We start from the raw sequence: 22,782 nt of genomic DNA on the forward strand, positions 1-22,782 counted from the left end.
GTTGGGTGATTAGAATGAGCGGCTCTTCACTGATCTGGCTTTTAAGTTTTAGCGGTGAAGCGGTCGGTTTAGTTCGGCAGGTTTGAAGCTGTTGATTGACGGGTTTGTTTTTTGAGTTTCGGTTTTTGAAATGACTTAAAAATAAATTTGACAAACACTGAAAACGCTGTAGAATATGTCGGCTCAACAGAGCGAAATGCTCTGGCTCTTTAACAAACGAAATCGAAATAATTTGTGTGGGTATGTGTAGCGACTATGTGCTGTTAGAAATAGTCGACACAGAAACCACGTCAATTCGCAAGAAAAGATGTTCTGTAGTCGAGCCAAGATTGGTCACTAATCTTATTTAGTGACAAGTTAAAATTAAACTGAAGAGTTTGATCATGGCTCAGATTGAACGCTGGCGGTATGCTTAACACATGCAAGTCGAACGGTAGCAGGCCTTCGGGCGCTGACGAGTGGCGGACGGGTGAGTAATGCATAGGAATCTGCCTATTAGTGGGGGACAACGTGGGGAAACTCACGCTAATACCGCATACGCCCTACGGGGGAAAGCTGGGGATCTTCGGACCTGGCGCTAATAGATGAGCCTATGTCGGATTAGCTAGTTGGTGGGGTAAAGGCCTACCAAGGCGACGATCCGTAGCTGGTCTGAGAGGATGATCAGCCACACTGGGACTGAGACACGGCCCAGACTCCTACGGGAGGCAGCAGTGGGGAATATTGGACAATGGGCGAAAGCCTGATCCAGCAATACCGCGTGTGTGAAGAAGGCCTGAGGGTTGTAAAGCACTTTCAATAGGAAGGAATACCTATCGGTTAATACCCGGTAGACTGACATTACCTATACAAGAAGCACCGGCTAACTCCGTGCCAGCAGCCGCGGTAATACGGAGGGTGCAAGCGTTAATCGGAATTACTGGGCGTAAAGCGTGCGTAGGCGGTTGTTTAAGTCAGATGTGAAAGCCCTGGGCTTAACCTGGGAACTGCATTTGATACTGGGCAACTAGAGTTTAGTAGAGGGGAGTGGAATTTCAGGTGTAGCGGTGAAATGCGTAGAGATCTGAAGGAACACCAGTGGCGAAGGCGGCTCCCTGGACTAAAACTGACGCTGAGGTACGAAAGCGTGGGTAGCAAACAGGATTAGATACCCTGGTAGTCCACGCCGTAAACGATGTCAACTAACTGTTGGGTTCTTAAAGAACTTAGTAGTGGAGCTAACGTATTAAGTTGACCGCCTGGGGAGTACGGCCGCAAGGCTAAAACTCAAATGAATTGACGGGGGCCCGCACAAGCGGTGGAGCATGTGGTTTAATTCGATGCAACGCGAAGAACCTTACCTACCCTTGACATCCAGAGAATCTGTTAGAGATAGCGGAGTGCCTTCGGGAACTCTGAGACAGGTGCTGCATGGCTGTCGTCAGCTCGTGTTGTGAAATGTTGGGTTAAGTCCCGTAACGAGCGCAACCCTTATCCTTAGTTGCCAGCGGGTCATGCCGGGAACTCTAGGGAGACTGCCGGTGATAAACCGGAGGAAGGTGGGGACGACGTCAAGTCATCATGGCCCTTATGGGTAGGGCTACACACGTGCTACAATGGCCGGTACAGAGGGCTGCGAACTCGCGAGAGTAAGCGAATCCCAAAAAGCCGGTCCCAGTCCGGATCGCAGTCTGCAACTCGACTGCGTGAAGTCGGAATCGCTAGTAATCGCGGATCAGAATGCCGCGGTGAATACGTTCCCGGGCCTTGTACACACCGCCCGTCACACCATGGGAGTGGGTTGCAAAAGAAGTAGGTAGTTTAACCTTCGGGAGGGCGCTTACCACTTTGTGATTCATGACTGGGGTGAAGTCGTAACAAGGTAGCCCTAGGGGAACCTGGGGCTGGATCACCTCCTTACAAAGACGGCACACCGTTACACGTACTCACAACAAATTATTTCGATTGAAAGACGCACCTGGGTCTGTAGCTCAGTTGGTTAGAGCGCACCCCTGATAAGGGTGAGGTCGGAGGTTCAACTCCTCCCAGACCCACCAACGCATAAAAGGCGAAAGCAATAAGGCGAAACACAATCAGACCACACGCCTGGTTAGAATAACTGGCGCTGTGCTTAGTCACGTTTCGGCTTGAGTCTTGGCTTTAGTCTGCTTTAGGGGCCATAGCTCAGCTGGGAGAGCGCCTGCCTTGCACGCAGGAGGTCGGGAGTTCGATCCTCCCTGGCTCCACCATCATGCTGAACGCTGAGGGTCAACCAGTTCGTCAAACGTAAGAAAAATAGTGGGTGAACATCAACGCTATAGGGTTTTATCGGCGGCAACAGATAAAGACTTTATAGCATTGGTATTCGTACCGATAGCTCTTTAACAATATGGAAATCTGTAACTATAGTAATGATCAGCAATGATCAACACTAAAACGAGTTGCGGTTTGAATGACGTCGTTCTCGAAAGGGAAAGGCAGAAAACAAACGGCATGTCGTTCTCAAGCAGAAAAAATCAGCGAAAATGTCAGCTGACAGTATAACCAAAGTACAGACGTATTCGGGTTATATGGTCAAGTGAATAAGCGCATACGGTGAATGCCTAGGCAGTAAGAGGCGATGAAGGACGTTGTAGCATGCGAAAAGCTTTGGGGAGCCTGCAAACCGGCTGTGATCCAGAGATGTCCGAATGGGGAAACCCGGCGCGCATAAGCGCGTCATCTTTGAGTGAATACATAGCTCACTGAAGCGAACCCGGAGAACTGAAACATCTAAGTACCCGGAGGAAAAGAAATCAACCGAGATTCCCTAAGTAGTGGCGAGCGAACGGGGACTAGCCCTTAAGCTAGGATAAGGTTAGTGGAACGGTCTGGAAAGTCCGGCGATACAGGGTGATAGCCCCGTACACGAAAACCTTTTTCTAGTGAAATCGAGTAGGTCGGAGCACGTGAAACTTTGACTGAATATGGGGGGACCATCCTCCAAGGCTAAATACTCCTTACTGACCGATAGTGAACCAGTACCGTGAGGGAAAGGCGAAAAGAACCGCGGAGAGCGGAGTGAAATAGAACCTGAAACCGTATGCGTACAAGCAGTGGGAACCCCTTCGTGGGGTGACTGCGTACCTTTTGTATAATGGGTCAGCGACTTACATTTTGTGGCAAGCTTAACCGAATAGGGGAGGCGTAGCGAAAGCGAGTCTTAATAGGGCGTTTAGTCGCAAGGTGTAGACCCGAAACCGGGCGATCTATCCATGGCCAGGCTGAAGGTTGGGTAATACTAACTGGAGGGCCGAACCCACGTCTGTTGAAAAAGACGGGGATGAGCTGTGGATCGGAGTGAAAGGCTAATCAAGCTCGGAGATAGCTGGTTCTCCTCGAAAGCTATTTAGGTAGCGCCTCGTGTATCACTGCTGGGGGTAGAGCACTGTTTCGGCTAGGGGGTCATCCCGACTTACCAACCCGATGCAAACTCCGAATACCAGCAAGTGCCAGCACGGGAGACACACGGCGGGTGATAAGGTCCGTCGTGAAAAGGGAAACAGCCCAGACCGTCAGCTAAGGTCCCCAAATCTATGCTCAGTGGGAAACGATGTGGAAAGGCACAGACAGCCAGGAGGTTGGCTTAGAAGCAGCCATCCTTTAAAGAAAGCGTAATAGCTCACTGGTCGAGTCGGTCTGCGCGGAAGATTTACCGGGGCTAAGCATAGTACCGAAGCTACGGATTTACACGTAAGTGTGAGTGGTAGAGGAGCGTTCCGTACGCCTGCGAAGGTCGATTGAGAAGTCGGCTGGAGGTATCGGAAGTGCGAATGCTGACATAAGTAACGATAAAGGGGGTGAAAAACCCCCTCGCCGAAAACCCAAGGTTTCCTGCGCAACGTTAATCGACGCAGGGTTAGTCGGCACCTAAGGCGAGGCTGAAAAGCGTAGTCGATGGAAAACAGGTTAATATTCCTGTACCAGTAGTAACTGCGATGGGGTGACGGAGAAGGCTATATCAGCGGTCGGTTGGAAGTGGCCGTTTAAGCAGGTAGGCATGCATCTTAGGCAAATCCGGGGTGCTCTATGCCGAGACGTGATGACGAGCGGTTCGAAAGAACAGCGAAGTGATAGATGCCCTGCTTCCAGGAAAAACCTCTAAGCTTCAGGTTACTAGTGGCCGTACCCTAAACCGACACAGGTGGGTGGGATGAAAATTCTAAGGCGCTTGAGAGAACCCAGGTGAAGGAACTAGGCAAAATGATACCGTAACTTCGGGAGAAGGTATGCCCTCATTACGTGAAGGTCCTCGCGACTGGAGCGGAAGGGGGTTGCAAAAAATCGGTGGCTGCGACTGTTTAGCAAAAACATAGCACTCTGCAAACACGAAAGTGGACGTATAGGGTGTGACGCCTGCCCGGTGCTGGAAGGTTAATTGATGGGGTTATCTTCGGAGAAGCTCTTGATCGAAGCCCCAGTAAACGGCGGCCGTAACTATAACGGTCCTAAGGTAGCGAAATTCCTTGTCGGGTAAGTTCCGACCTGCACGAATGGCGTAACGATGGCCACACTGTCTCCACCTGGGACTCAGTGAAATTGAAATCGCTGTGAAGATGCAGTGTACCCGCGGCTAGACGGAAAGACCCCGTGCACCTTTACTATAGCTTGACACTGGACTTTGAACCTACTTGTGTAGGATAGGTGGGAGGCTTTGAAGCGGGAACGCCAGTTCTCGTGGAGCCAACCTTGAAATACCACCCTGGTATGTTTGGAGTTCTAACCTCGATCCATTATCTGGATTAGGGACAGTGTCTGGTGGGTAGTTTGACTGGGGCGGTCTCCTCCTAAAGAGTAACGGAGGAGCACGAAGGTACCCTCAGCCTGGTCGGAAATCAGGCAATGAGTGCAAAGGCATAAGGGTGCTTGACTGCGAGACGGACAAGTCGAGCAGGTACGAAAGTAGGTCTTAGTGATCCGGTGGTTCTGTATGGAAGGGCCATCGCTCAACGGATAAAAGGTACGCCGGGGATAACAGGCTGATACCGCCCAAGAGTTCATATCGACGGCGGTGTTTGGCACCTCGATGTCGGCTCATCACATCCTGGGGCTGAAGCAGGTCCCAAGGGTATGGCTGTTCGCCATTTAAAGTGGTACGCGAGCTGGGTTCAGAACGTCGTGAGACAGTTCGGTCCCTATCTGCCGTGGGCGTTTGAGATTTGAGGGAAGCTGCTTCTAGTACGAGAGGACCGAAGTGGACGAACCTCTGGTGTTCCGGTTGTCATGCCAATGGCATTGCCGGGTAGCCACGTTCGGACAGGATAACCGCTGAAAGCATCTAAGCGGGAAGCCCCTCCCAAGATGAGATCTCACTGGGACTTTAAGTCCCCTGAAGGGCCGTCGGAGACTACGACGTTGGTAGGCACGGTGTGGAAGTCCAGTAATGGGCGTAGCTAACGTGTACTAATTGCCCGTGAGGCTTGACCATATAACACCCAATGCGTTTGGGTGTCACTGACACGCTGATAAACGTAAGATAACGACACACTCGATACAGATTTCCATGAAGACAGGTAAACGGCAAATGCCGGGAAGCGAATACGCTTCAAGCCTGTGCATGACGGCTGCAAAACAGCCAAACCAGTTTGCTTGGTGAACATAGCAAGCGTGAACCACCCGATCCCATCCCGAACTCGGAAGTGAAACCGCTTAGCGCCGATGATAGTGTGGCAGGTTGCCATGTGAAAGTAGGTCATCGCCAAGCTCTTAAACCAAAAGCCCTGCTTACCCATAGCAGGGCTTTTTTTTACCCCCAAATCACCCCTACTGCTGCTCCCTTCTCTTTTGCGGATTTACTGTTACCAGACAACACCTCTATAGCTAAATTACAAAGTAGTTTTCTATAATTGCGTCAGAAGTGTTTTTAAAGATGCTAAATCGAAAGCGCCGATTTTGTGCATGATGATCACGCCCTGTTTGTCTATTAAAAACATCGTTGGGGTCAATTGCACATCACCAAAAGCATGTACAAGACTACCATCTATATCAAGAGCAACTTGATAAGGAAGCTGACGTTCTTTGGCTAATGTTTGCACGCGGCTAGGCGGGTCGTATGGCATTGCCACAGCAATGATTTTCAGGCCTTGCTGATGCAATGCAATCAAATCCGGAATTTCCTCAAGACAGCTAGGGCAGTCGGTTGCCCAAAATGTTATCAATACGGGCTTGCCTTTCAGCTCGGCAATTGCCAGTCGTTCGCCTGTCAATGTTGTAAAAACGGCGTTGGGGGCGAAACTTTTAGTGTAAGTCAGCCACCAGGCGATTGCGCCAAGTAAACAGATCACCGATAGGACGCCAAGCGCCGATTTTATTCTCATAAGTAATAGACTTTGGTTGTTTGTCGGGAACGCGCATTACGGCGATTATAGCAAAGCTGCTAAAATGCCGGCCTTATCCAATAATCCAGTCATGGCGATGAAAAAGATACTGATTTCAGACAAGCTTGCGGAAGACGGCATTAATTTCTTGAATGTCCAGGACGGTATACAGATACATATCCAAACCGGCTTAAATGAAGACGAGTTGTGCGAGATTATTCCGGAATTCGACGCCTTATTGATTCGCAGCGATACTCAGGTGACGGCTAAGGTTTTAAAAGCGGCGACTCGTCTGAAGGTAGTCGGGCGTGCCGGCATAGGGGTCGATAATGTTGACTTAAATGCCGCGACTGAACAAGGCGTTATCGTAATGAATACGCCGGATGCCAATGCCACCACGACGGCGGAACTCGCTATCGCGCACATGTTTTCCTTGAGTCGCAATCTACCGTTTGCCAATCAATCGGTCAGAGAGGGGAAATGGGAGCGATCTAAGTTGATGGGCGCTGAAATTGCTCATAAAACTCTGGCAGTGCTGGGTTTTGGTACTATCGGCCGGATAGTCGCGCAACGCGGCAACGGTTTGGGAATGCGGGTGATCGCTTATGATCCGTTTGTAGCGCCGGATGTTTTTGCCATACATGGCGCGGAAATGGTCGACTTGGAGACCCTGGTTAAACAAGCCGACTATTTGACTCTGCATTGCCCTTTGCTGGAAAAAACCAAAAACATTATCGGCCGGGAACAATTGGCGATGATGAAAAAATCTGCACGGTTGATCAATTGCGCGCGCGGCGGCTTGGTTGACGAATCGGCATTATATGATGCTTTGAAAGACGGCCGGATCGCTGGCGCCGCGCTGGACGTTTATGAGCAAGAACCCCCCAAGGATTCGCCATTGCTTACACTGGATAATGTGGTATTTACGCCGCATTTGGGCGCTTCGACCAAAGAAGCGCAAGTGGCGGTGAGTGTCGAAATTGCCCGCCAGGCGGTTAAATATTTGCAAACCGGCGAAGCTGTTAATGCTTTGAATCTCCCTAGGTTGTCGGCAGAAGAGCTATCCAAGGCTCAACCATTTATGAACCTTGCTAATATTCTCGGTAAGGTTTTAGTAGGGTTGATCGATCAACCGATTCAAAAATTGGAAGTTGCGGTTTATGGAAAGGCTGCTGAGGTAAAAATTCGGCCGATTTCCGCAGAGGCGATGGTCGGTTTGTTGGGGGGGCAGCTTTCCACGCCGGTTAACCGCGTCAATGTTGAGAACATTGCCAAACGCCAAGGTATAACGCTAATTGAGTCCCAGACCGAGGAATCGGAAGGCTATCAGTCTCTAATCAAAATTACCGGGCACTGCGCCGATAAGTCGGTATCTCTGGCGGGAACGTTGTTAGGAAATCAACATCCACGCTTGGTCAGTATCAATCATTTCGAAATTGAAGTGGTGCCGGAAGGCGCGTTACTGATCACTCGCCACGATGATAAGCCGGGCGTGATTGCGGCGATTAGCTCGATCTTGGGCGTTGCCAATATCAATATTACCCGCATGCAAGTCAGTATCGCCGACGAACATCAATTGGCGATGATGGTCATCAGCATCTCTGATCCCTTAAATGAACAAGTATTGAAATCGGTTTGTGAGGTGCCTGCGGTGCACACAGCAAGGCAGATCGCGTTATGAGTTTTGAAGTTGTTTGTTTCGATTGCGACAGTACGCTGAGCCGGGTCGAAGGTATCGATGAATTGGCTAGGCGTAACGGTTTATTCGAACAGGTTGCGGCGTTAACCGATGCAGCTATGAATGGCGAATTGGCCCTTGAGGATGTCTACGCGAACCGACTGGATTTGATCAAGCCCGATAAAGCCGCGATAGACTGGTTGGCCGAGTTGTATATTGCCGAAATGGTTGACGGTGTCAGCGACACAATTAAAACCCTGCAAGCCAATAATAAGCTGATCCACATCATAAGTGGCGGCTTGCGGCAGGCGATACTACCTTTGGCGGAGCAACTGGGCATACCGGAAGCGCATGTGCATGCGGTTGATGTGCTGTTTGACGACGACGGTAATTACCAGGATTTTGCCCGACACTCGCCGTTGGCCGTCAGTGGCGGCAAAGCCAGGATTTGTCGCCGACTGAGGATGCATCATTCGTCCTTGGTCATGATAGGCGATGGCAAGACCGATCTGGAAGCTAAATTGGCCGGTGCCTATATGATCGGTTTCGGCGGTGTCGTCCGCAGGCCGTTGGTGGAAGAGCAAGCGGATAGCTACGTCTCGGATGCTTCGTTAGCGGCTATATTGCCGCTAGTATTGTAAGCAAGGGTCGATAAGCCGGCGGGACGATGGTAAAATTTCCAAATTTTTAGCAGATTCAGAGAGATAGAATGGCTGGGCATAGTAAGTGGGCTAACATCAAGCATCGCAAAGGCGCGCAGGACGCAAAACGCGGCAAGATTTTTACCAAACTGATTCGCGAGATTACCGTGGCCGCAAAAGGATCGGGTGGCGGTGATCCCGCCAATAATCCGAGTTTGCGTACCGCTATTGATAAAGCGCTTGGTGCTAACATGAAGCGCGATACCATCGACAACACCATCAAAAAGGCCATCGGCGCGGTCGATGGCGTGGTTTACGAAGAGGTGCGTTACGAAGGTTATGGTCCTGGCGGCACGGCGGTGATGGTGAATTGCTTGACCGATAATCGCAATCGTACCGTCGCCGATGTCAGGCACGCCTTCTCTAAGGCTGGCGGCAACTTGGGCACGGACGGTTCGGTGGCTTATATGTTTCGCAAGGTCGGCATTATCAGCTACGCCAACGGCGTCGATGAAGACGCAGTGATGGAAGCCGCGATGGAGGCCGGCGCCGAGGACGTGGTCACCAACGACGATGGTTCTATCGACGTGTTTACCACCCCTGAAGACTATATGACCGTCAAGGAAGCTATGCTTGCTGCGGGCTTCGAGCCGGAAAACGCCGAAGTGACGATGCATGCCGACGTTAAGACTGAATTGGATAGCGAATCCGCCGAAAAAATGCTGAAGTTGATCGACCGTTTGGAAGATCTGGACGATGTGCAGGACGTTTACTCGAATGCCGACATCAGCGACGACATCATGACTGCGCTAGATGCCTAATCACACCGCAAAATTACTCGTATCAATAGACTATTGACCAGAATCTTAGGAATAGATCCAGGTTCGCGCATAACCGGATACGGCGTGGTGGAATCGACCTCGCGCGGTATTCGCTACGTAGCCAGTGGCTGTATTCGAATCAAATCCGACGAGTTTCCCGAGCGCTTGAAGCAGATTTTTGATGGCGTTAGCCAGGTGATTGAGTTGTACCGTCCTGAGCAAATGGCCATAGAGCAAGTGTTTATGCACAAGAATGCCGATTCTGCCCTGAAGCTAGGGCAGGCGCGCGGCGCTGCAATTTGCGCCACCTTAAACCGAGATCTGCCGGTTTTCGAATATGCGGCTAGGCAAGTTAAACAGGCCTTGGTAGGCAAGGGCAATGCCGATAAGCAGCAAGTGCAGCATATGGTGAAAATTTTGTTGAGTATTCAAGGTGATATGCAGATCGATGCTAGCGATGCATTGGCTATTGGCCTGTGTCACAGCCACTATCAGGAGACCGCGATGCGTTTGCAGAAGGCGATTTCATGATCGGTTTTTTATGCGGTAAATTGATTTACAAAGCTCCTCCGCAACTGTTGTTGGATGTGCACGGCGTCGGCTATGAAATTGAAGCGCCGATGAATACCTTTTACGATCTGCCGGCATTGGGTGAAGTGGTTAAGCTGCATACGCATCTCGTGGTTCGCGAGGACGCGCATATCCTGTTCGGTTTTGCCACAGAAAGCGAACGCATGCTGTTCAGAACCCTGATCAAAGTCAATGGTGTCGGCCCCAAGCTGGCGTTGACTGTTCTGTCCGGGCAAAGTACCGAAGAATTCTATCGTTGCGTCCATGATAACGATGTAAAAGGTTTGGTGCGCTTGCCGGGCGTCGGCCAAAAAACAGCTGAACGCTTGATTATCGAAATGCGTGGTCGTTTACCGGAACTAAACAAACTATCGGCAGCTAGTGATAGCCCAAGTTCGCTTCCCGGTTTGGCAGCAAGTCCTAAGCAGGAGGCGATTAGCGCGCTGTGTGCCCTGGGTTATAAGCCACCGGACGCGACGCGGATGGTGCAAGCGGCTGCTACAGACGATAAAAGCTGCGAGGACATTATTCGTCTGGCGCTGCGCGGTGCGGTTAAATGATTGAAAGCGACAGATTGGTTACTGCGCACGGTAATAACGACGAAGAGCGAGTGGACCGAGCCATTCGCCCCAAGCGCTTGAAAGACTATGTCGGGCAAAAAGAACTCCGCGAGCAGATGGAAATTTTTATCCAGGCGGCGGTAACGCGCTCTGAAGCTTTGGATCATGTATTGATCTTCGGGCCGCCCGGCTTGGGGAAAACCACGCTGGCCAACATCGTGGCTGCTGAGATGAATGTCAACATTCGCCAAACTTCGGGTCCGGTGCTGGATAAAGCCGGCGATTTGGCGGCTTTGCTGACCAATCTGCAAGCCCATGATGTGTTATTCATCGACGAAATCCATAGGCTCAGCCCGGCGGTGGAAGAGGTGCTGTATCCGGCTATGGAAGACTACCAAATTGATATTATAATAGGCGAAGGCCCGGCAGCCCGCTCTATTAAGCTGGATTTGCCGCCCTTTACGCTGATAGGCGCGACGACCCGAGCCGGCTTGTTGACATCGCCTTTACGCGACCGTTTCGGTATCGTCCAACGTCTTGAGTTTTACACCGTGGAGGAACTGGCCAGTATCGTCAGTCGCTCCGCAAAGCTATTGAATATCGGCATGGACGGCGGCGGTGCCGACGAGATCGCCTGCCGTTCGCGAGGTACGCCGCGCATCGCCAACCGACTCTTACGTAGAGTGCGCGATTTTGCCGAAGTCAAAGGCAACGGCACGGTGACTCGTGAGATTGCCAAACAAGCCTTGGATATGCTGAAAATAGACCAGCAAGGTTTCGACATGCTGGATCGGAAATTGTTGACCGCCATGATAGAACATTTTCAAGGCGGTCCGGTTGGGCTGGATACGCTGGCTGCGGTAATCAGCGAGGAACGTGGCACGGTTGAAGACGTGTTGGAACCTTATTTACTGCAGCAGGGTTTTATTATGCGCACCCCCAGGGGGCGAGTAGTCACGCATAAGGCATACAGTCATTTTGGCCTGCCCGCGCCCAGGCAGCAAATCGGCAGCGATGACATCTTTGATATTTAATAATTCGTTAAGAGACGAATGAAAGAATTTAACTGGCCGGTACGAGTGTATTACGAAGATACCGATGCGGGTGGCGTAGTGTTTTACGCTAATTATTTGAAGTTTTTTGAACGGGCTAGAACCGAAATGCTGCGTAGTGTGGGTTTTGAGCAGGATAATCTTCTAGCCGAACAAAACCTGATTTTTGTAGTCCGTTCGGTGAAAGTCGACTATTTAAAGCCCGCCCGCTTCAACGAACTGTTGGACGTTAGCGCAAAAGTTATTGAGTACAAAAAAACTTATTTTACCTTTGAGCAAGCGATCACCCGGCAACAAGATACTTTATGCACGGGTGAAATCCGGATTGCCTGTCTTGATGCGCAAAGCATGAAGCCCAAACTTATTCCCTCTGCTATTTTGGAACATTTAAACTAATGAATACCGATTTATCCATCCTGACGCTGGTCAAAGAAGCCAGTATCGTCGTGCAGTTTGTTATGTTCATTCTGTTATCGGCATCGGTTGCGTCCTGGACCTTCATCTTCTCCAAACGGAAAGAATTGAAGCAGGCCATAGCCATTACCGACGATTTCGAAGAGGAGTTTTGGTCTGGCGTCGGTTTGGCCGAGTTGTATAAAAAGATGTCCAGCGACCGGTTCGAGCCGGAAGGTATTGAAAAAATCTTTCTAGCGGGTTATCGCGAGTTTGCGCGGATGCGCCAGAAAGGCGATGTCGAGCCTTCTGTCCAGGTTGAAAGTGCGCAACGGGCCATGCGTATCGAATTGTCCCGCGAGTTGGATAGGTTGGACGAGACTTTGCCGTTTTTGGCGACAGTCGGTTCGACCAGTCCGTATATCGGTTTGTTTGGCACTGTCTGGGGCATCATGAACTCGTTCCGCGCTTTGGGCGAAATTAAAAATGCTACCTTGGCGAATGTCGCTCCAGGTATTTCAGAAGCGTTAATTGCCACCGCGATTGGTTTGTTCGCGGCGATTCCAGCGGTAATTGCCTATAACCGCTTCTCCACGCGCTTGGATCGCTTGGCCGGCCGTTACGAGTTATTCGTCGACGAGTTCGTGGTATTACTGCAAAGACAGGCGCACAGCAAATGAATGTAGGTGGCAGCAATCGTAGATCGCGAAAAAAACGCGGAGTAATGGCCGAAATCAACGTCGTTCCCTATATTGACGTAACTTTTGTGCTGTTGATGATATTCATGATCACCGCGCCGCTGGTGCAAACCGGCGTCGATGTCGAATTGCCGCAAGCCGAGGCCGAGTCTGTGGATTTACAAGATCAGGTGCCGGTGATCGTTTCGATCAAAAAGGACGGCAGTTTATACGTCGATATTGGCAATGGCGATGAAGAAGCCGATACGCCTGTCGATGTTGATACCGTTAAAACCAGAGTAGCGGCGGTATTCAGAAATAATCCCAAAGCCCAGCTCTACGTGCGTGGCGACCATGAAGTGGATTACGGCAGTATCGTCAAAGTGATGGTTGAGTTGAAGAAAACCGGCGCCCCCAAAGTGGGCTTGATGACCGCGCCGCCGCCTGACAGCAAATAATCACTATCATGAAAAGTTTTAAACCTTCGCTCGCGCAGGCGATAGCGCTACATATTCTGATTGTGTTGTTGTTCAGTTTCAGTTTTCTCACCGAGACTGACGACGCGCAAATGTCGCCGCCCGCGGACATTATTGAAGCGACTGTATTGGACGGCGCGGAAATCGATGCGGAAGCCGAGCGCTTAAAGCAGAACGAAACAAACAAGCAGCAAGCCGAGAAACAGCATCAAGAGCAACTGGAAAACGCCAGAAAAGCCGAAGAGCAGTTGTTGCAGCAAGCTAAAAAGCAACGTGTGCTTGAAGAGCAAAAAATTCAGGAAGCCGCCGAAAAGCGCAAGCAGGAAGCATTAGAAGAAAAGAAGATGCAGGAACAGCTCGCTGCGAAGCGTAAGGAAGAGGAAAAAAAGTTAGAGGAGGCCAAGGAACGGCAAGCTCTCGAACAGAAAAAAGCCAAGGAAGCCGCGGAAAAGCAGAAACAGGCCGAACTGGACAAACAAAAGGAATTCGCGGAAAAACAGAAACAAGCCGAACTGGAAAAACAGAAGGAGTTGGCGGAAAAACAAAGGGAAGTAGAGAAACAGAAATTGCTGGAAAAGCAAAAACAACAGGAAATGGAACGCGAAGCCAAGTTGAAGGAACAAAAACTGGCGGAAGCGGCGCGAGAGAAACAGCAGCAGGAAGCCGAAATCAAAAAGCTGGAGCAGGAAAAGAAGTTGCAGGAGCAAAGAGCCCTGGAGCAGCAAAAAAAGCTGCAGGAGCAAAAGAACGAGGAAGCCAAGCGCCAAGAACAAGCAAAACAAGCGGAAGCCAAGGCCAAAGCGGAAAAGGAAAAGCAGTTAGCTGACGAAAAAGCTAAAGCCGAAAAAGAAAAACAGGCCGCGCTTAATGCGGAAAAAGCCAAGCAAGCTGCAGAAGCCGAGGCTAGGGCCAAAGCGGAAAAAGATAAACAGCTCGCTGCCGAGAAAGCGGAGAAAGAACGCCAAGCCAAATTAGCGGCGGAAAAAGCCGAAAAAGAACGCCAGGCTGCCGAAGCGGAAGCCAAAGCCAAGGCTGAAAAAGAACGTCAGGCCAAACTGGCTGCGGAAAAGGCAGAGAAGGCTGAGAAAGAAAGACTTGCTGCAGAAGCGGCGGCAAAAGCCAAAGCAGAACAAGAGCGCCAAGCTGCGATAGCGGCGGCTGAAAAAGCGGAAAAAGAACGGCAGGCTGCGGAAGCAGCCGCGGCGGCTGCGGCAAAAGCGGCATCGGATAAGCAGGCTGTTGATTCTGCCAAACAGATGATTGCGCGCAAAGTCGAAGGCGCCTGGACGCGGCCGATCAACGCAACGCAAGGCTTGAGATGCACAATTCAGGTAAAATTGTTGGCTAGTGGTGATGTGATGGACGCTGTGGTAATTGGTAGTAGTGGTGATCCGATTTTTGACCGTTCGGCGGAGAATGCAGTGAGAAAAGCCTCGCCTTTGCCGGTACCACAAGATAGAAATTTATTTAATCAGGAATTTAGAGTTTTCACCTTTGTGTTTAAACCGGAATAATCAGTAAAACGGAAACGAGAGAATGATGTTAATCACAAGAATGTTAGTCGGCGGCATTTTGGCTGGGATGTTTACAGTGGCGCAGGCGGCCGGTTTAACCATAGAAATTACCAAAGGTTCGCAAACTGCGGTGCCTATCGCCATCGTCCCGTTTGCTCAACAAGGTTCTATCGGCAATGTTAAATTGTCCGATGTGATCAGTTCTGATTTGGGTGGCAGCGGGTTTTTCAAAACCTTGTCCGAAGACGATATGCTGACCAAACCTAGCGAACCCGAGCGGGTTAATTTCAAGGATTGGCAGGTACTGGGCCAAGACTATATGGCGATAGGCCAAGTGGTCGGTAATGGTGGCAGCTACAACATCCAGTTTCATTTGTTTAATGTGCATAACGGCCAGTTATTGATGGGTTACCGTTTGACGGCCGGCGCTAACGAATTGCGTCGTGCCGCGCATCACATCAGTGATCTGATTTACGAAAAACTGACCGGCCGCAAAGGCGCATTCAATACCCGGATTGCTTATGTCACCAGCGTGCGCCGCGGCAATGGCAAGCAGTTCATGCTGCAAGTGGCCGATGCCGATGGTTATAACCCCCGGACTATTGCCGAATCTCCGGAACCTATTATGGCGCCGGCTTGGTCGCCTGACGGCAGCAAAATCGCTTATGTATCCTTCCACACCAAACGTTCGGAAATCTGGGTGCAGACTTTGGCGACGGGACAACGTGAAAGCGTTTCCTCTTATCCGGGCATCAACGGTGCGCCGGCTTTTTCACCGGACGGTAGTCGTCTGGCGGTTACGCTTTCTAAGGACGGCAGTCCCGATATTTACGTTTTGAACTTGGGTAGCCGCTCTTTGACGCGCTTGACCAACAGTTTATCTATCGATACCGAACCGACCTGGTCGCCGGATGGCAGCTCTATCTTGTTTACGTCTGATCAAGGCGGCAAACCGCAGCTTTATTTGATGCCAGCTTCGGGGGGCAAAGCTAGCCGGGTTACATTCCAAGGCGACTATAACGCCAGAGGCCGTTTTTCCGCCGATGGCAGAAGCCTGGCGATGGTAACGGGTAGTGGCGGTGGCTATAAGATTGCGGTTATGGACATGGCCTCGCGCACTGTGAACGTGCTAACCGAGGGTAATCTTGACGAATCGCCCAGTTTTGCGCCTAATGGCAGCATGGTCTTGTTTGCCGCGAATCGCGGCGGGCGCTCGGCCTTATCGGTGGTGTCCACCGATGGCGCGATGCAACAAAAATTGGCATTTGAGAGTGGCGAGGTCCGTGAGCCGGCCTGGGCACCTTGATTGCAAGCGCGATAGCCCTCACACTATTGCTACCTGAGCTTTACTTAATATTTGGAGAAAATTGATGAGATTTAACAAAACCTATTTGGCTTTGGCCATGACTGCGATTTTGGTAACAACCGGCTGTAGCTCAACCGAAGAAGAAGGTTTGGCCGATTCTACCCAAGGAACCGATGCGTCTACCAGCGGTTACAATGACGGTTCCATGTCCGGCAGCCAATTCGGTTCAGGCAATGGCAGCAGCTTTGGCTCCGGTTCCGGCGCGAACCTGGGTCCTGAATTTAGCGACCCTAACAATCCGTTGTCCAAACAAGTGATTTATTTTGAATTGGATAGCAGCCAAGTCAAACAAGACTACGTACCTGTTGTTGCGGCGCATGCCCGTTATTTGGCTTCACACCCAAACCAGCACGTGATTCTATCCGGTCATGCCGACGAGCGTGGTTCCAGCGAATACAACATCGCGCTGGGTGAGCAACGGGCCAAATCGGTGGAAAGAATGATGCGCTCGCAAGGCGTCACTGCCGGCCAATTGGAAGTGGTGAGCTACGGTGAAGAAAAGCCCGCTGTTTCCGGTCATGACGAGTCGGCGTGGCAACAAAATCGCCGCGTGGAAGTTGGCTATCAATGAGTAAGCGTGCGCTTCTGATACTGAGTCTCGGCTTTGGCTTATCTGCCGGAGCTGGTGCTGCGCCTAACGGTGCGGGTTACCCGGCTGGGAATGCTTATGCACAGCCGGCCGCCACTGACAATGCTATTTTTGAGGTATTGGGCAGATTGGAGCAGTTACAGTCGGAAGTGCAGCAATTGCGCGGCATGGTCGAGGAGCAATCCCAGACCATCGCCGACTTGCAAAGAAAACAAAGCAATATGTACTCCGATCTGGATGATCGGATGCAGGCGCTTACCGCGGGCGGGCAAACGCCGCCGAGTCAAACGCCTGCGCCAGTTCCTGCAGATACTGCTGCGGCTGGGCAAGCGCCGGTTACTGCTGCTCAACCCGCTGCTGCGGCTGCACCAACTCCGGCGCCAGTTGCAACTGCGACGCCAGCTCCGGTTGCTGCGCCCGTAGTGGATAATAAGCCGACCGCGACATTGACACAAGGCAACGAAAAGGAAAGGTATCAGTCGGCTTACGACACTTTGCGTAACGGCCACAATGCCCAGGCCATCAAAATGTTTCAGGATTTGCTGAAAGATTTTCCGGCGGGTGAGTTTGCCGACAATTCTCAGTATTGGTTGGCGGAAGCGTATAAGATCAACCGCGAATTCGATGCGGCGCGCGCCGCATTCAATAAGGTGGTTAGTCAATATCCCAATAGCTCGAAAGTCCCTGATGCCTTGTTGAAACTGGGTTATATCGAATTCGATCTGCAAAACACCGCAAAAGCTCGCGATTATCTGACGCGGGTGACGACCAGCTATCCAGGCACCACAGCCGCGCATTTGGCTGAAAAAAAACTGGCGCAAATGCCGCAATAAGTTGGCGTTGGGATGGAACAAACGCTACGTATTACCGAAATTTTTTATTCCCTGCAGGGTGAGGCGAATACAGTGGGGTTACCCACCATCTTTATTCGCTTGACCGGCTGTCCATTGCGCTGTTCCTATTGCGATACCGCATATGCGTTTACTGGCGGCGAAAAACTCAGCATCGACGATATTTTCGAGCAAGTTGGCCGTTACAACACCCGCTATGTCACGGTAACCGGCGGCGAACCTTTAGCACAACCGGGCTGCAATCCTTTAATGGTCAGACTGCTCGATGCTGGTTACCAGGTTTCGCTGGAAACCAGCGGTGCCTTGGATGTGTCGATGGTTGACAGCCGGGTCAGTAAAGTCATGGATTTGAAAACGCCGAGTTCCGGAGAGCTTGAGCGCAATCGATATGACAATATCCAGTATTTAACGTCCCACGATCAAGTCAAATTCGTGATTGCCGACTCCGCCGATTACCAATGGGCCAAGCAGCAACTTGAGCTGTATCGCTTAGTTGAACATTGCCAAGTACTGTTCTCGCCGGTGATGGATGTGATGTCGCCGACCGAGCTGGCTGAGCGTATTTTGGCCGACCAATTACAGGTTAGGTTTCAAATTCAATTACATAAATTTCTTTGGAACGACGCGCGTGGAAAATAACAGCAGTTCCAGGCCGGCAATCATTTTATTGTCCGGCGGCCTGGATTCTATAACGGTGTTGGCACTTGCCAAACAACAAGGCTTTACTTGCTACGCCCTGAGTTTCGATTACGGCCAGCGCCACAATGCTGAATTGGAGGCTTCTCGGAGAATCGCCAAGCATTACCAGGTGGCCGACCATAAGATTATCAATCTCGGCTTGAGCGCAATAGGCGGTTCCGCGTTGACAGACGCTCGGATCGATGTGCCGACTTCGCCGCAAGCCGGCATTCCGGTAACTTATGTGCCGGCCAGAAACACTATATTTCTGGCGTTTGCCCTGGGTTGGGCGGAAGTGGTGAACGCTCACGACGTAATCATCGGCGTTAACGCCGTCGACTATTCCGGTTACCCAGACTGCCGGCCGGAATTTATCAAAGCTTTTCAGGATATGGCCAACCTGGGCACCAAAGCCGGGGTAGAGGGCCATAAAATTCAAATTCACACGCCGCTGATAGCGCTGAGCAAAGCCGAAATTATTCGACAAGGTCTGGCGCTTGGCGTCGATTATGCCGATACCGTTTCCTGTTATTCAGCGGATATCAAAGGCAGAGCCTGCGGTGTGTGCGATGCCTGCAGATTGCGGGCGGCCGGTTTCCAAAATCTGGGTGTGGACGATCCAACTCATTATCGACCTAAATAACCGGTGTTGACGCGCATTTATTAGAAACTCAAATAGCACCGGTATTTATTTGTCGGCTAAGCTATAAATAAATTTATCGTCGATCTGAGGGTCTTTCAGTATGCAAGTCAATCAAACCAAGTCCCAATTTGTCGCCGTGGCTTCCATAGCCGCCGAATTGAGCGCGGTGATGGAAGTGGCCAAGGAAATTTCTCTCGCGGCAGCCAATGCCAAAGCGATTGCTTTCCGCGCCGGTGAAAAGGCCAAGGGCTTCCAACCCATCACGGACTTCATAAACGAATTGGCCAAGGATACGATCGAATTGGTCAATAACATCAACGAATACGCATTCCATCTTTATCGTCTGACAGTCAATGAACAGCGCATGACCGAAGCATGCAGACGCTTCGAGAAAGTGGGGCAGTTGGCTGTCGGAGCCAGATATGCCGATTCCTTAGCCACTCCGTTGCAGGAAGTCAGACTAAGAACGCAGATTTGTCATCGAGAGTTTATTATCCAGGTTTCGGAATTACTGATTAAGTTGGCGGATGTGATGCATCCGGCCAGGGCGGCGCGGGTGATTGCTGCCAACTCCCGGATAGAAGCTTCGCAAGCGGGAGAGTATCTGCAAAGTCTGCAAGCGGTCGCTGAAAGCGTCGATAACGCCGCGCAAATAATAAACGACAAAGTACATAAATGCCGGAGTGCATTGACGATTATAAACGTCGCCGAATAGCGCACCCATCAAACCCAGTATGGCCAAGAGGTACAGTTAGCATGAGAATGACCAAAATTTATGAGGGCGCCTATCAATGGATAATGTTTGGCCGCGATGCACATAAGCCCGAGAAAATCATTGATACCAACCAATATATGGTAAGGACGGCCAATCGCTGCCTTTTGATCGATCCCGGCGGCATAGAGCTGTTTGCGCCAATGCTGGCGGCGGTATTACACCATGCGCCGGTCGAGGAAATTACTGATTTGTTCGCCTCACATCAAGATCCGGACATCATTTCATCTTTGGGTTTATGGGATCAAGCGCTGCCCAATGCCAAGCTGCATGCCTCAGCATTATGGGAAGGTTTTTTAAGGCACTTCGGCTGCGAAACTATCGAATATGTACCGATTCCCGACCATGGCGGAGTCATCAATCTCGGTACTACCGAATTGCAGATTGTTCCCGCTCACTATTTGCATGCCTCCGCTAATTTCCATATTTATGATCCACACGCCAAAATCCTGATGTCCGGCGATGTCGGTGCAGCCTTGGAACCGCCTGGAACGCCAGTATTTGTGGACAACTTCGATATGCACGTCGATAAAATGCGTTTTTTCCATCAGCGTTGGATGCCCTCTAATCAAGCTAAGCGCGCCTGGATTGATCGGGTCAGGAAGTTGGATATCGACATACTGGCCCCGCAACATGGTCGGATGTTCAAAGGCGATGATGTGAAGCGTTTCTTAGATTGGTTCGAGGCCCTACAAGTGGGGATTGCCGTATAAAACAAGCATTTGCCGAAAATTGGGTTTATAATCCGGCCATTACGAGCCCCCGTCGCGAGACGGGGGTTTTTTGTTAGTGAGAGTAGTTGAGGTATCTCATCAAGCATGGCGCAAAAACTTTATATACAGACTAACGGCTGTCAAATGAACGAATACGATTCCGATAAGATGCGGGACGTATTGATCGCATCGCACGGCATGGAATTGACAGACATTCCGGAACAAGCCGATGTGCTGCTGCTAAACACTTGTTCGATCCGCGAAAAAGCCCAGGAAAAGGTATTTTCCGCCGTGGGGCGCTGGAAAAAAATCAAAGACAAACGTCCTGGCGTGATTATTGGTGTTGGTGGCTGCGTAGCCAGCCAGGAAGGTGCGGCCCTGCAAAAGCGCGCGCCGTATGTAGACATTGTGTTTGGTCCGCAAACCCTGCACCGCTTGCCTGAGTTGTTAAACCAAGCACGTAGTGGCGGTAAGCATGTCGTAGACATTTCTTTTCCCGAAATCGAAAAATTCGATAATTTACCGGAACCGCGTGCGGAAGGGCCCAAGGCTTATGTATCGGTGATGGAAGGTTGCAGTAAGTACTGTACCTATTGCGTAGTGCCTTACACCCGCGGAGAAGAAGTCAGCCGGCCGCTGAACGATGTGATTGCTGAAATCGAAACGCTGGCTAGACAAGGTGTGCGCGAGATCAATCTGCTCGGTCAAAACGTTAATGCTTATCGCGGCGCGATGGAAGATGGCGATGTGGCTAGTTTTGCGCTGTTGTTGCATTGCGTTGCCGCTGTCGATGGTATAGACCGTATTCGTTTCACTACATCGCATCCTTTAGAATTCACTGACGATATTATCGAAGCGTTTGCCGAGATTCCGCAGCTGGTCAATCATTTGCATTTGCCGGTGCAAAGCGGCAGCAACCGGATTTTGGCCGAGATGAAGCGCGGTCATAGGCGCGAAGATTATCTGGAAATCATGCGCAAGATGAAAGCGGTGCGGCCGGGCATCAGTTTGTCGTCGGATTTTATCGTCGGCTTTCCCGGTGAAACCGAAGAAGATTTTGAAGATACCATGGCCTTGATCGAGGAAGTCGGTTACGACCTGTCTTACAGTTTTATCTTCAGTGCCAGACCCGGTACGCCGGCGGCCAATTTTGCCGACGATGTCAGTATGGCGGTTAAGGAACAACGTCTGAAGCGATTGAAAGACCGTCTGAACGAAATGTTCATGGCTATTTCGGAGGCTATGATCGGTAGCGTGCAAAGTGTGTTGGTGGAGGGCATCTCCAAGAAAAACCCGTTGCATCTAACCGGGCGGACCGAAAATAATCGCGCCGTCAATTTTGCCGGGCATCCGCGCTTGATCGGGCAGTTCGTCGACGTGTATATTGCCGAAGCCTTGCCCAATTCGTTACGGGGTCGCCTGGTGGAATCGTCCATTGAAAAAATCAAGCAGACCGCCTAGTGTTGACCGCCAGCCATATTTCTCAAGAAATTACCCTGTTACCCGCCGATGCGCAACGCCTGTCCAATTTTTGTGGACAGTTGGATGCGCATATCCGCCAAATCGAGCAACGCTTACAGGTGGAGATCGCCAATCGCAGCAATCATTTCAAGGTCACGGGTGTCGATGCTGCGGTCAAAGCGGCTTGCGCGGTGATTCAGAAATTGTTCGAATTGACCGAGCGGGAAGAAATCACTCCGGAGCAAGTGCATTTGAGTTTGCAGGATGCCAGTATCGACCAGTTACTACAGACTGTTCCGAACATTAAATCGGAGCCGGTGGCGATTAAAACCAAGCGCGGTGTAATCAAGGGTCGCGGTTTTAATCAGCAGGACTATTTGCGCAAGATCATTTCGCATGACATTAATTTCGGTGTCGGTCCCGCGGGTACCGGTAAAACCTATCTGGCGGTCGCGTGTGCGGTTGATGCGTTGCAAAACGAGACCGTGCGGCGGATTATTTTGGTACGGCCGGCGGTGGAAGCGGGCGAGAAGTTAGGTTTCCTCCCAGGCGATATGGCGCAGAAAGTCGACCCCTATTTGCGGCCCTTGTATGATGCGCTATACGACATGTTGGGTTTCGAGCGCGTCGAAAAATTGCTGGAAAAAAATGTCATCGAAGTGGCGCCCTTAGCCTTCATGCGCGGTAGAACCTTGAACGACTCGTTTATTATTCTGGATGAGGCGCAAAACACGACGGTGGAACAAATCAAGATGTTTTTGACCCGGATCGGTTTCGGTTCCACTGCCGTCATTACCGGCGATGTTACGCAAATCGATTTGCCCAACGAAAAAATGTCCGGTCTGAAACATGTGTTGAAAGTGTTGAAGGATGTGGACGGTATCAGTTTTACCTTTTTCGGCGTGCGCGACGTGGTTCGGCATCCGTTGGTGCAGCGCATCGTCGCCGCCTACGAGCATTACGAAAAAGAGCACATGCCGTCGGCGTAGTCT

The 22,782-nt window shown here is 50.9% G+C and carries 20 protein-coding genes, 2 tRNA genes and 3 rRNA genes; 24 read left to right on the top strand and 1 reads right to left on the bottom strand.

The features are described from left to right. Nucleotides 1–365 precede the first annotated feature (365 nt). From ACH5Y9_RS00005 to rrf, 5 genes are all read left to right on the top strand, one after another. Nucleotides 366–1,899, top strand: a 16S ribosomal RNA gene (locus tag ACH5Y9_RS00005). 60 nt (nucleotides 1,900–1,959) lie between these two features. Further along, nucleotides 1,960–2,036: transfer RNA gene (locus ACH5Y9_RS00010), tRNA-Ile, on the top strand. A 116-nt stretch (nucleotides 2,037–2,152) separates the two neighbouring features. Further along, nucleotides 2,153–2,228, top strand: a tRNA-Ala gene (locus ACH5Y9_RS00015). Between the two features lie 323 nt (nucleotides 2,229–2,551). Next, nucleotides 2,552–5,446 (top strand): 23S ribosomal RNA (locus tag ACH5Y9_RS00020). Nucleotides 5,447–5,606: 160 nt separating this feature from the next. Next, nucleotides 5,607–5,722: ribosomal RNA gene (rrf, locus tag ACH5Y9_RS00025) — 5S ribosomal RNA — on the top strand. Together the 16S, 23S and 5S rRNA genes with 2 tRNA genes alongside form the textbook arrangement of a ribosomal RNA operon. A 136-nt stretch (nucleotides 5,723–5,858) precedes the next feature. On the opposite strand, the gene ACH5Y9_RS00030 is transcribed toward rrf, so the two are convergent. Beyond that, on the bottom strand, nucleotides 5,859–6,335 hold the full coding sequence (locus tag ACH5Y9_RS00030) for a TlpA family protein disulfide reductase (protein WP_033158325.1): 477 nt from the start codon (nucleotides 6,333–6,335) through the stop codon (nucleotides 5,859–5,861). 97 nt (nucleotides 6,336–6,432) lie between these two features. Between ACH5Y9_RS00030 and serA the strand changes: the two genes are divergently transcribed. The 19 genes from serA to ACH5Y9_RS00125 all read left to right on the top strand — a co-directional run bounded on the left by serA (nucleotide 6,433) and on the right by ACH5Y9_RS00125 (nucleotide 22,779). Beyond that, nucleotides 6,433–8,016 (top strand): phosphoglycerate dehydrogenase, encoded by a 1,584-nt coding sequence (serA, locus tag ACH5Y9_RS00035; RefSeq protein WP_445369862.1) that lies wholly within the window; start codon nucleotides 6,433–6,435, stop codon nucleotides 8,014–8,016. Further along, nucleotides 8,013–8,654 (top strand): HAD-IB family phosphatase, encoded by a 642-nt coding sequence (locus ACH5Y9_RS00040; protein ID WP_445368023.1) that lies wholly within the window; start codon nucleotides 8,013–8,015, stop codon nucleotides 8,652–8,654. Before serA ends, ACH5Y9_RS00040 begins: the two co-directional genes overlap by 4 nt. 68 nt (nucleotides 8,655–8,722) lie before the next feature. Then, a complete protein-coding gene (locus ACH5Y9_RS00045; protein WP_445368024.1) occupies nucleotides 8,723–9,475 on the top strand; it encodes a YebC/PmpR family DNA-binding transcriptional regulator in 753 nt (250 codons plus the stop codon). A 33-nt stretch (nucleotides 9,476–9,508) separates the two neighbouring features. Next, nucleotides 9,509–10,006 carry a crossover junction endodeoxyribonuclease RuvC gene (gene ruvC / locus ACH5Y9_RS00050; RefSeq protein WP_033158328.1) on the top strand — a complete coding sequence of 166 codons (498 nt, stop codon included), beginning with the start codon at nucleotides 9,509–9,511 and terminating at the stop codon, nucleotides 10,004–10,006. Continuing rightward, a complete protein-coding gene (gene ruvA / locus ACH5Y9_RS00055) occupies nucleotides 10,003–10,605 on the top strand; it encodes a Holliday junction branch migration protein RuvA (protein ID WP_445368025.1) in 603 nt (200 codons plus the stop codon). The genes ruvC and ruvA overlap by 4 nt, the downstream gene beginning before the upstream one ends. Then, on the top strand, nucleotides 10,605–11,639 hold the full coding sequence (ruvB, locus tag ACH5Y9_RS00060; RefSeq protein WP_240348370.1) for a Holliday junction branch migration DNA helicase RuvB: 1,035 nt from the start codon (nucleotides 10,605–10,607) through the stop codon (nucleotides 11,637–11,639). The genes ruvA and ruvB overlap by 1 nt, the downstream gene beginning before the upstream one ends. 18 nt (nucleotides 11,640–11,657) lie before the next feature. Then, complete coding sequence (gene ybgC, locus ACH5Y9_RS00065) at nucleotides 11,658–12,053, top strand: tol-pal system-associated acyl-CoA thioesterase (RefSeq protein WP_445368026.1); 396 nt, start codon at nucleotides 11,658–11,660, stop codon at nucleotides 12,051–12,053. Further along, nucleotides 12,053–12,730 (top strand): protein TolQ, encoded by a 678-nt coding sequence (gene tolQ, locus ACH5Y9_RS00070; protein WP_020483188.1) that lies wholly within the window; start codon nucleotides 12,053–12,055, stop codon nucleotides 12,728–12,730. Before ybgC ends, tolQ begins: the two co-directional genes overlap by 1 nt. Nucleotides 12,731–12,774: 44 nt before the next feature. After that, on the top strand, nucleotides 12,775–13,185 hold the full coding sequence (tolR, locus tag ACH5Y9_RS00075) for a protein TolR (RefSeq protein WP_225587463.1): 411 nt from the start codon (nucleotides 12,775–12,777) through the stop codon (nucleotides 13,183–13,185). Nucleotides 13,186–13,193: 8 nt separating this feature from the next. Further along, a complete protein-coding gene (tolA, locus tag ACH5Y9_RS00080) occupies nucleotides 13,194–14,717 on the top strand; it encodes a cell envelope integrity protein TolA (RefSeq protein WP_445368027.1) in 1,524 nt (507 codons plus the stop codon). 40 nt (nucleotides 14,718–14,757) lie between these two features. After that, on the top strand, nucleotides 14,758–16,023 hold the full coding sequence (gene tolB / locus ACH5Y9_RS00085) for a Tol-Pal system beta propeller repeat protein TolB (protein WP_225893123.1): 1,266 nt from the start codon (nucleotides 14,758–14,760) through the stop codon (nucleotides 16,021–16,023). 64 nt (nucleotides 16,024–16,087) lie between these two features. After that, nucleotides 16,088–16,654, top strand: coding sequence for a peptidoglycan-associated lipoprotein Pal (gene pal, locus ACH5Y9_RS00090; RefSeq protein ID WP_033158334.1), 567 nt, complete (start codon nucleotides 16,088–16,090; stop codon nucleotides 16,652–16,654). Then, nucleotides 16,651–17,505, top strand: coding sequence for a tol-pal system protein YbgF (ybgF, locus tag ACH5Y9_RS00095; protein ID WP_445368028.1), 855 nt, complete (start codon nucleotides 16,651–16,653; stop codon nucleotides 17,503–17,505). Before pal ends, ybgF begins: the two co-directional genes overlap by 4 nt. A 12-nt stretch (nucleotides 17,506–17,517) precedes the next feature. Beyond that, nucleotides 17,518–18,162 (top strand): 7-carboxy-7-deazaguanine synthase QueE, encoded by a 645-nt coding sequence (queE, locus tag ACH5Y9_RS00100; RefSeq protein WP_445368029.1) that lies wholly within the window; start codon nucleotides 17,518–17,520, stop codon nucleotides 18,160–18,162. Beyond that, nucleotides 18,152–18,844: a 7-cyano-7-deazaguanine synthase QueC gene (gene queC / locus ACH5Y9_RS00105; protein WP_445368030.1), complete on the top strand. Its 693-nt coding sequence runs from the start codon at nucleotides 18,152–18,154 to the stop codon at nucleotides 18,842–18,844. The genes queE and queC overlap by 11 nt, the downstream gene beginning before the upstream one ends. 100 nt (nucleotides 18,845–18,944) lie before the next feature. After that, nucleotides 18,945–19,559: a hypothetical protein gene (locus ACH5Y9_RS00110; protein ID WP_033158338.1), complete on the top strand. Its 615-nt coding sequence runs from the start codon at nucleotides 18,945–18,947 to the stop codon at nucleotides 19,557–19,559. A gap of 41 nt (nucleotides 19,560–19,600) precedes the next feature. Continuing rightward, nucleotides 19,601–20,329 (top strand): MBL fold metallo-hydrolase, encoded by a 729-nt coding sequence (locus ACH5Y9_RS00115; protein WP_033158339.1) that lies wholly within the window; start codon nucleotides 19,601–19,603, stop codon nucleotides 20,327–20,329. A 105-nt stretch (nucleotides 20,330–20,434) separates the two neighbouring features. Then, nucleotides 20,435–21,790 (top strand): tRNA (N6-isopentenyl adenosine(37)-C2)-methylthiotransferase MiaB, encoded by a 1,356-nt coding sequence (miaB, locus tag ACH5Y9_RS00120; RefSeq protein ID WP_445368031.1) that lies wholly within the window; start codon nucleotides 20,435–20,437, stop codon nucleotides 21,788–21,790. Then, nucleotides 21,790–22,779, top strand: coding sequence for a PhoH family protein (locus ACH5Y9_RS00125; RefSeq protein ID WP_445368032.1), 990 nt, complete (start codon nucleotides 21,790–21,792; stop codon nucleotides 22,777–22,779). The genes miaB and ACH5Y9_RS00125 overlap by 1 nt, the downstream gene beginning before the upstream one ends. Nucleotides 22,780–22,782: the final 3 nt, after the last annotated feature.

Source organism: Methylomonas sp. BW4-1 (assembly GCF_052474385.1).

Bases quoted from the DNA above. Each gene is read 5' to 3' on its own strand.
- ACH5Y9_RS00115 (WP_033158339.1), top strand. From the start codon at position 19,601: ATGAGAATGACCAAAATTTATGAGGGCGCCTATCAATGGATAATGTTT.
- ACH5Y9_RS00030 (WP_033158325.1), bottom strand. From the start codon at position 6,335: ATGAGAATAAAATCGGCGCTTGGCGTCCTATCGGTGATCTGTTTACTT.
- ruvA (WP_445368025.1), top strand. From the start codon at position 10,003: ATGATCGGTTTTTTATGCGGTAAATTGATTTACAAAGCTCCTCCGCAA.
- tolQ (WP_020483188.1), top strand. From the start codon at position 12,053: ATGAATACCGATTTATCCATCCTGACGCTGGTCAAAGAAGCCAGTATC.
- ybgC (WP_445368026.1), top strand. From the start codon at position 11,658: ATGAAAGAATTTAACTGGCCGGTACGAGTGTATTACGAAGATACCGAT.
- tolB (WP_225893123.1), top strand. From the start codon at position 14,758: ATGTTAGTCGGCGGCATTTTGGCTGGGATGTTTACAGTGGCGCAGGCG.
- serA (WP_445369862.1), top strand. From the start codon at position 6,433: ATGAAAAAGATACTGATTTCAGACAAGCTTGCGGAAGACGGCATTAAT.
- queE (WP_445368029.1), top strand. From the start codon at position 17,518: ATGGAACAAACGCTACGTATTACCGAAATTTTTTATTCCCTGCAGGGT.
- ACH5Y9_RS00110 (WP_033158338.1), top strand. From the start codon at position 18,945: ATGCAAGTCAATCAAACCAAGTCCCAATTTGTCGCCGTGGCTTCCATA.
- ACH5Y9_RS00040 (WP_445368023.1), top strand. From the start codon at position 8,013: ATGAGTTTTGAAGTTGTTTGTTTCGATTGCGACAGTACGCTGAGCCGG.
- tolA (WP_445368027.1), top strand. From the start codon at position 13,194: ATGAAAAGTTTTAAACCTTCGCTCGCGCAGGCGATAGCGCTACATATT.
- tolR (WP_225587463.1), top strand. From the start codon at position 12,775: ATGGCCGAAATCAACGTCGTTCCCTATATTGACGTAACTTTTGTGCTG.
- ybgF (WP_445368028.1), top strand. From the start codon at position 16,651: ATGAGTAAGCGTGCGCTTCTGATACTGAGTCTCGGCTTTGGCTTATCT.
- ACH5Y9_RS00045 (WP_445368024.1), top strand. From the start codon at position 8,723: ATGGCTGGGCATAGTAAGTGGGCTAACATCAAGCATCGCAAAGGCGCG.
- pal (WP_033158334.1), top strand. From the start codon at position 16,088: ATGAGATTTAACAAAACCTATTTGGCTTTGGCCATGACTGCGATTTTG.
- miaB (WP_445368031.1), top strand. From the start codon at position 20,435: ATGGCGCAAAAACTTTATATACAGACTAACGGCTGTCAAATGAACGAA.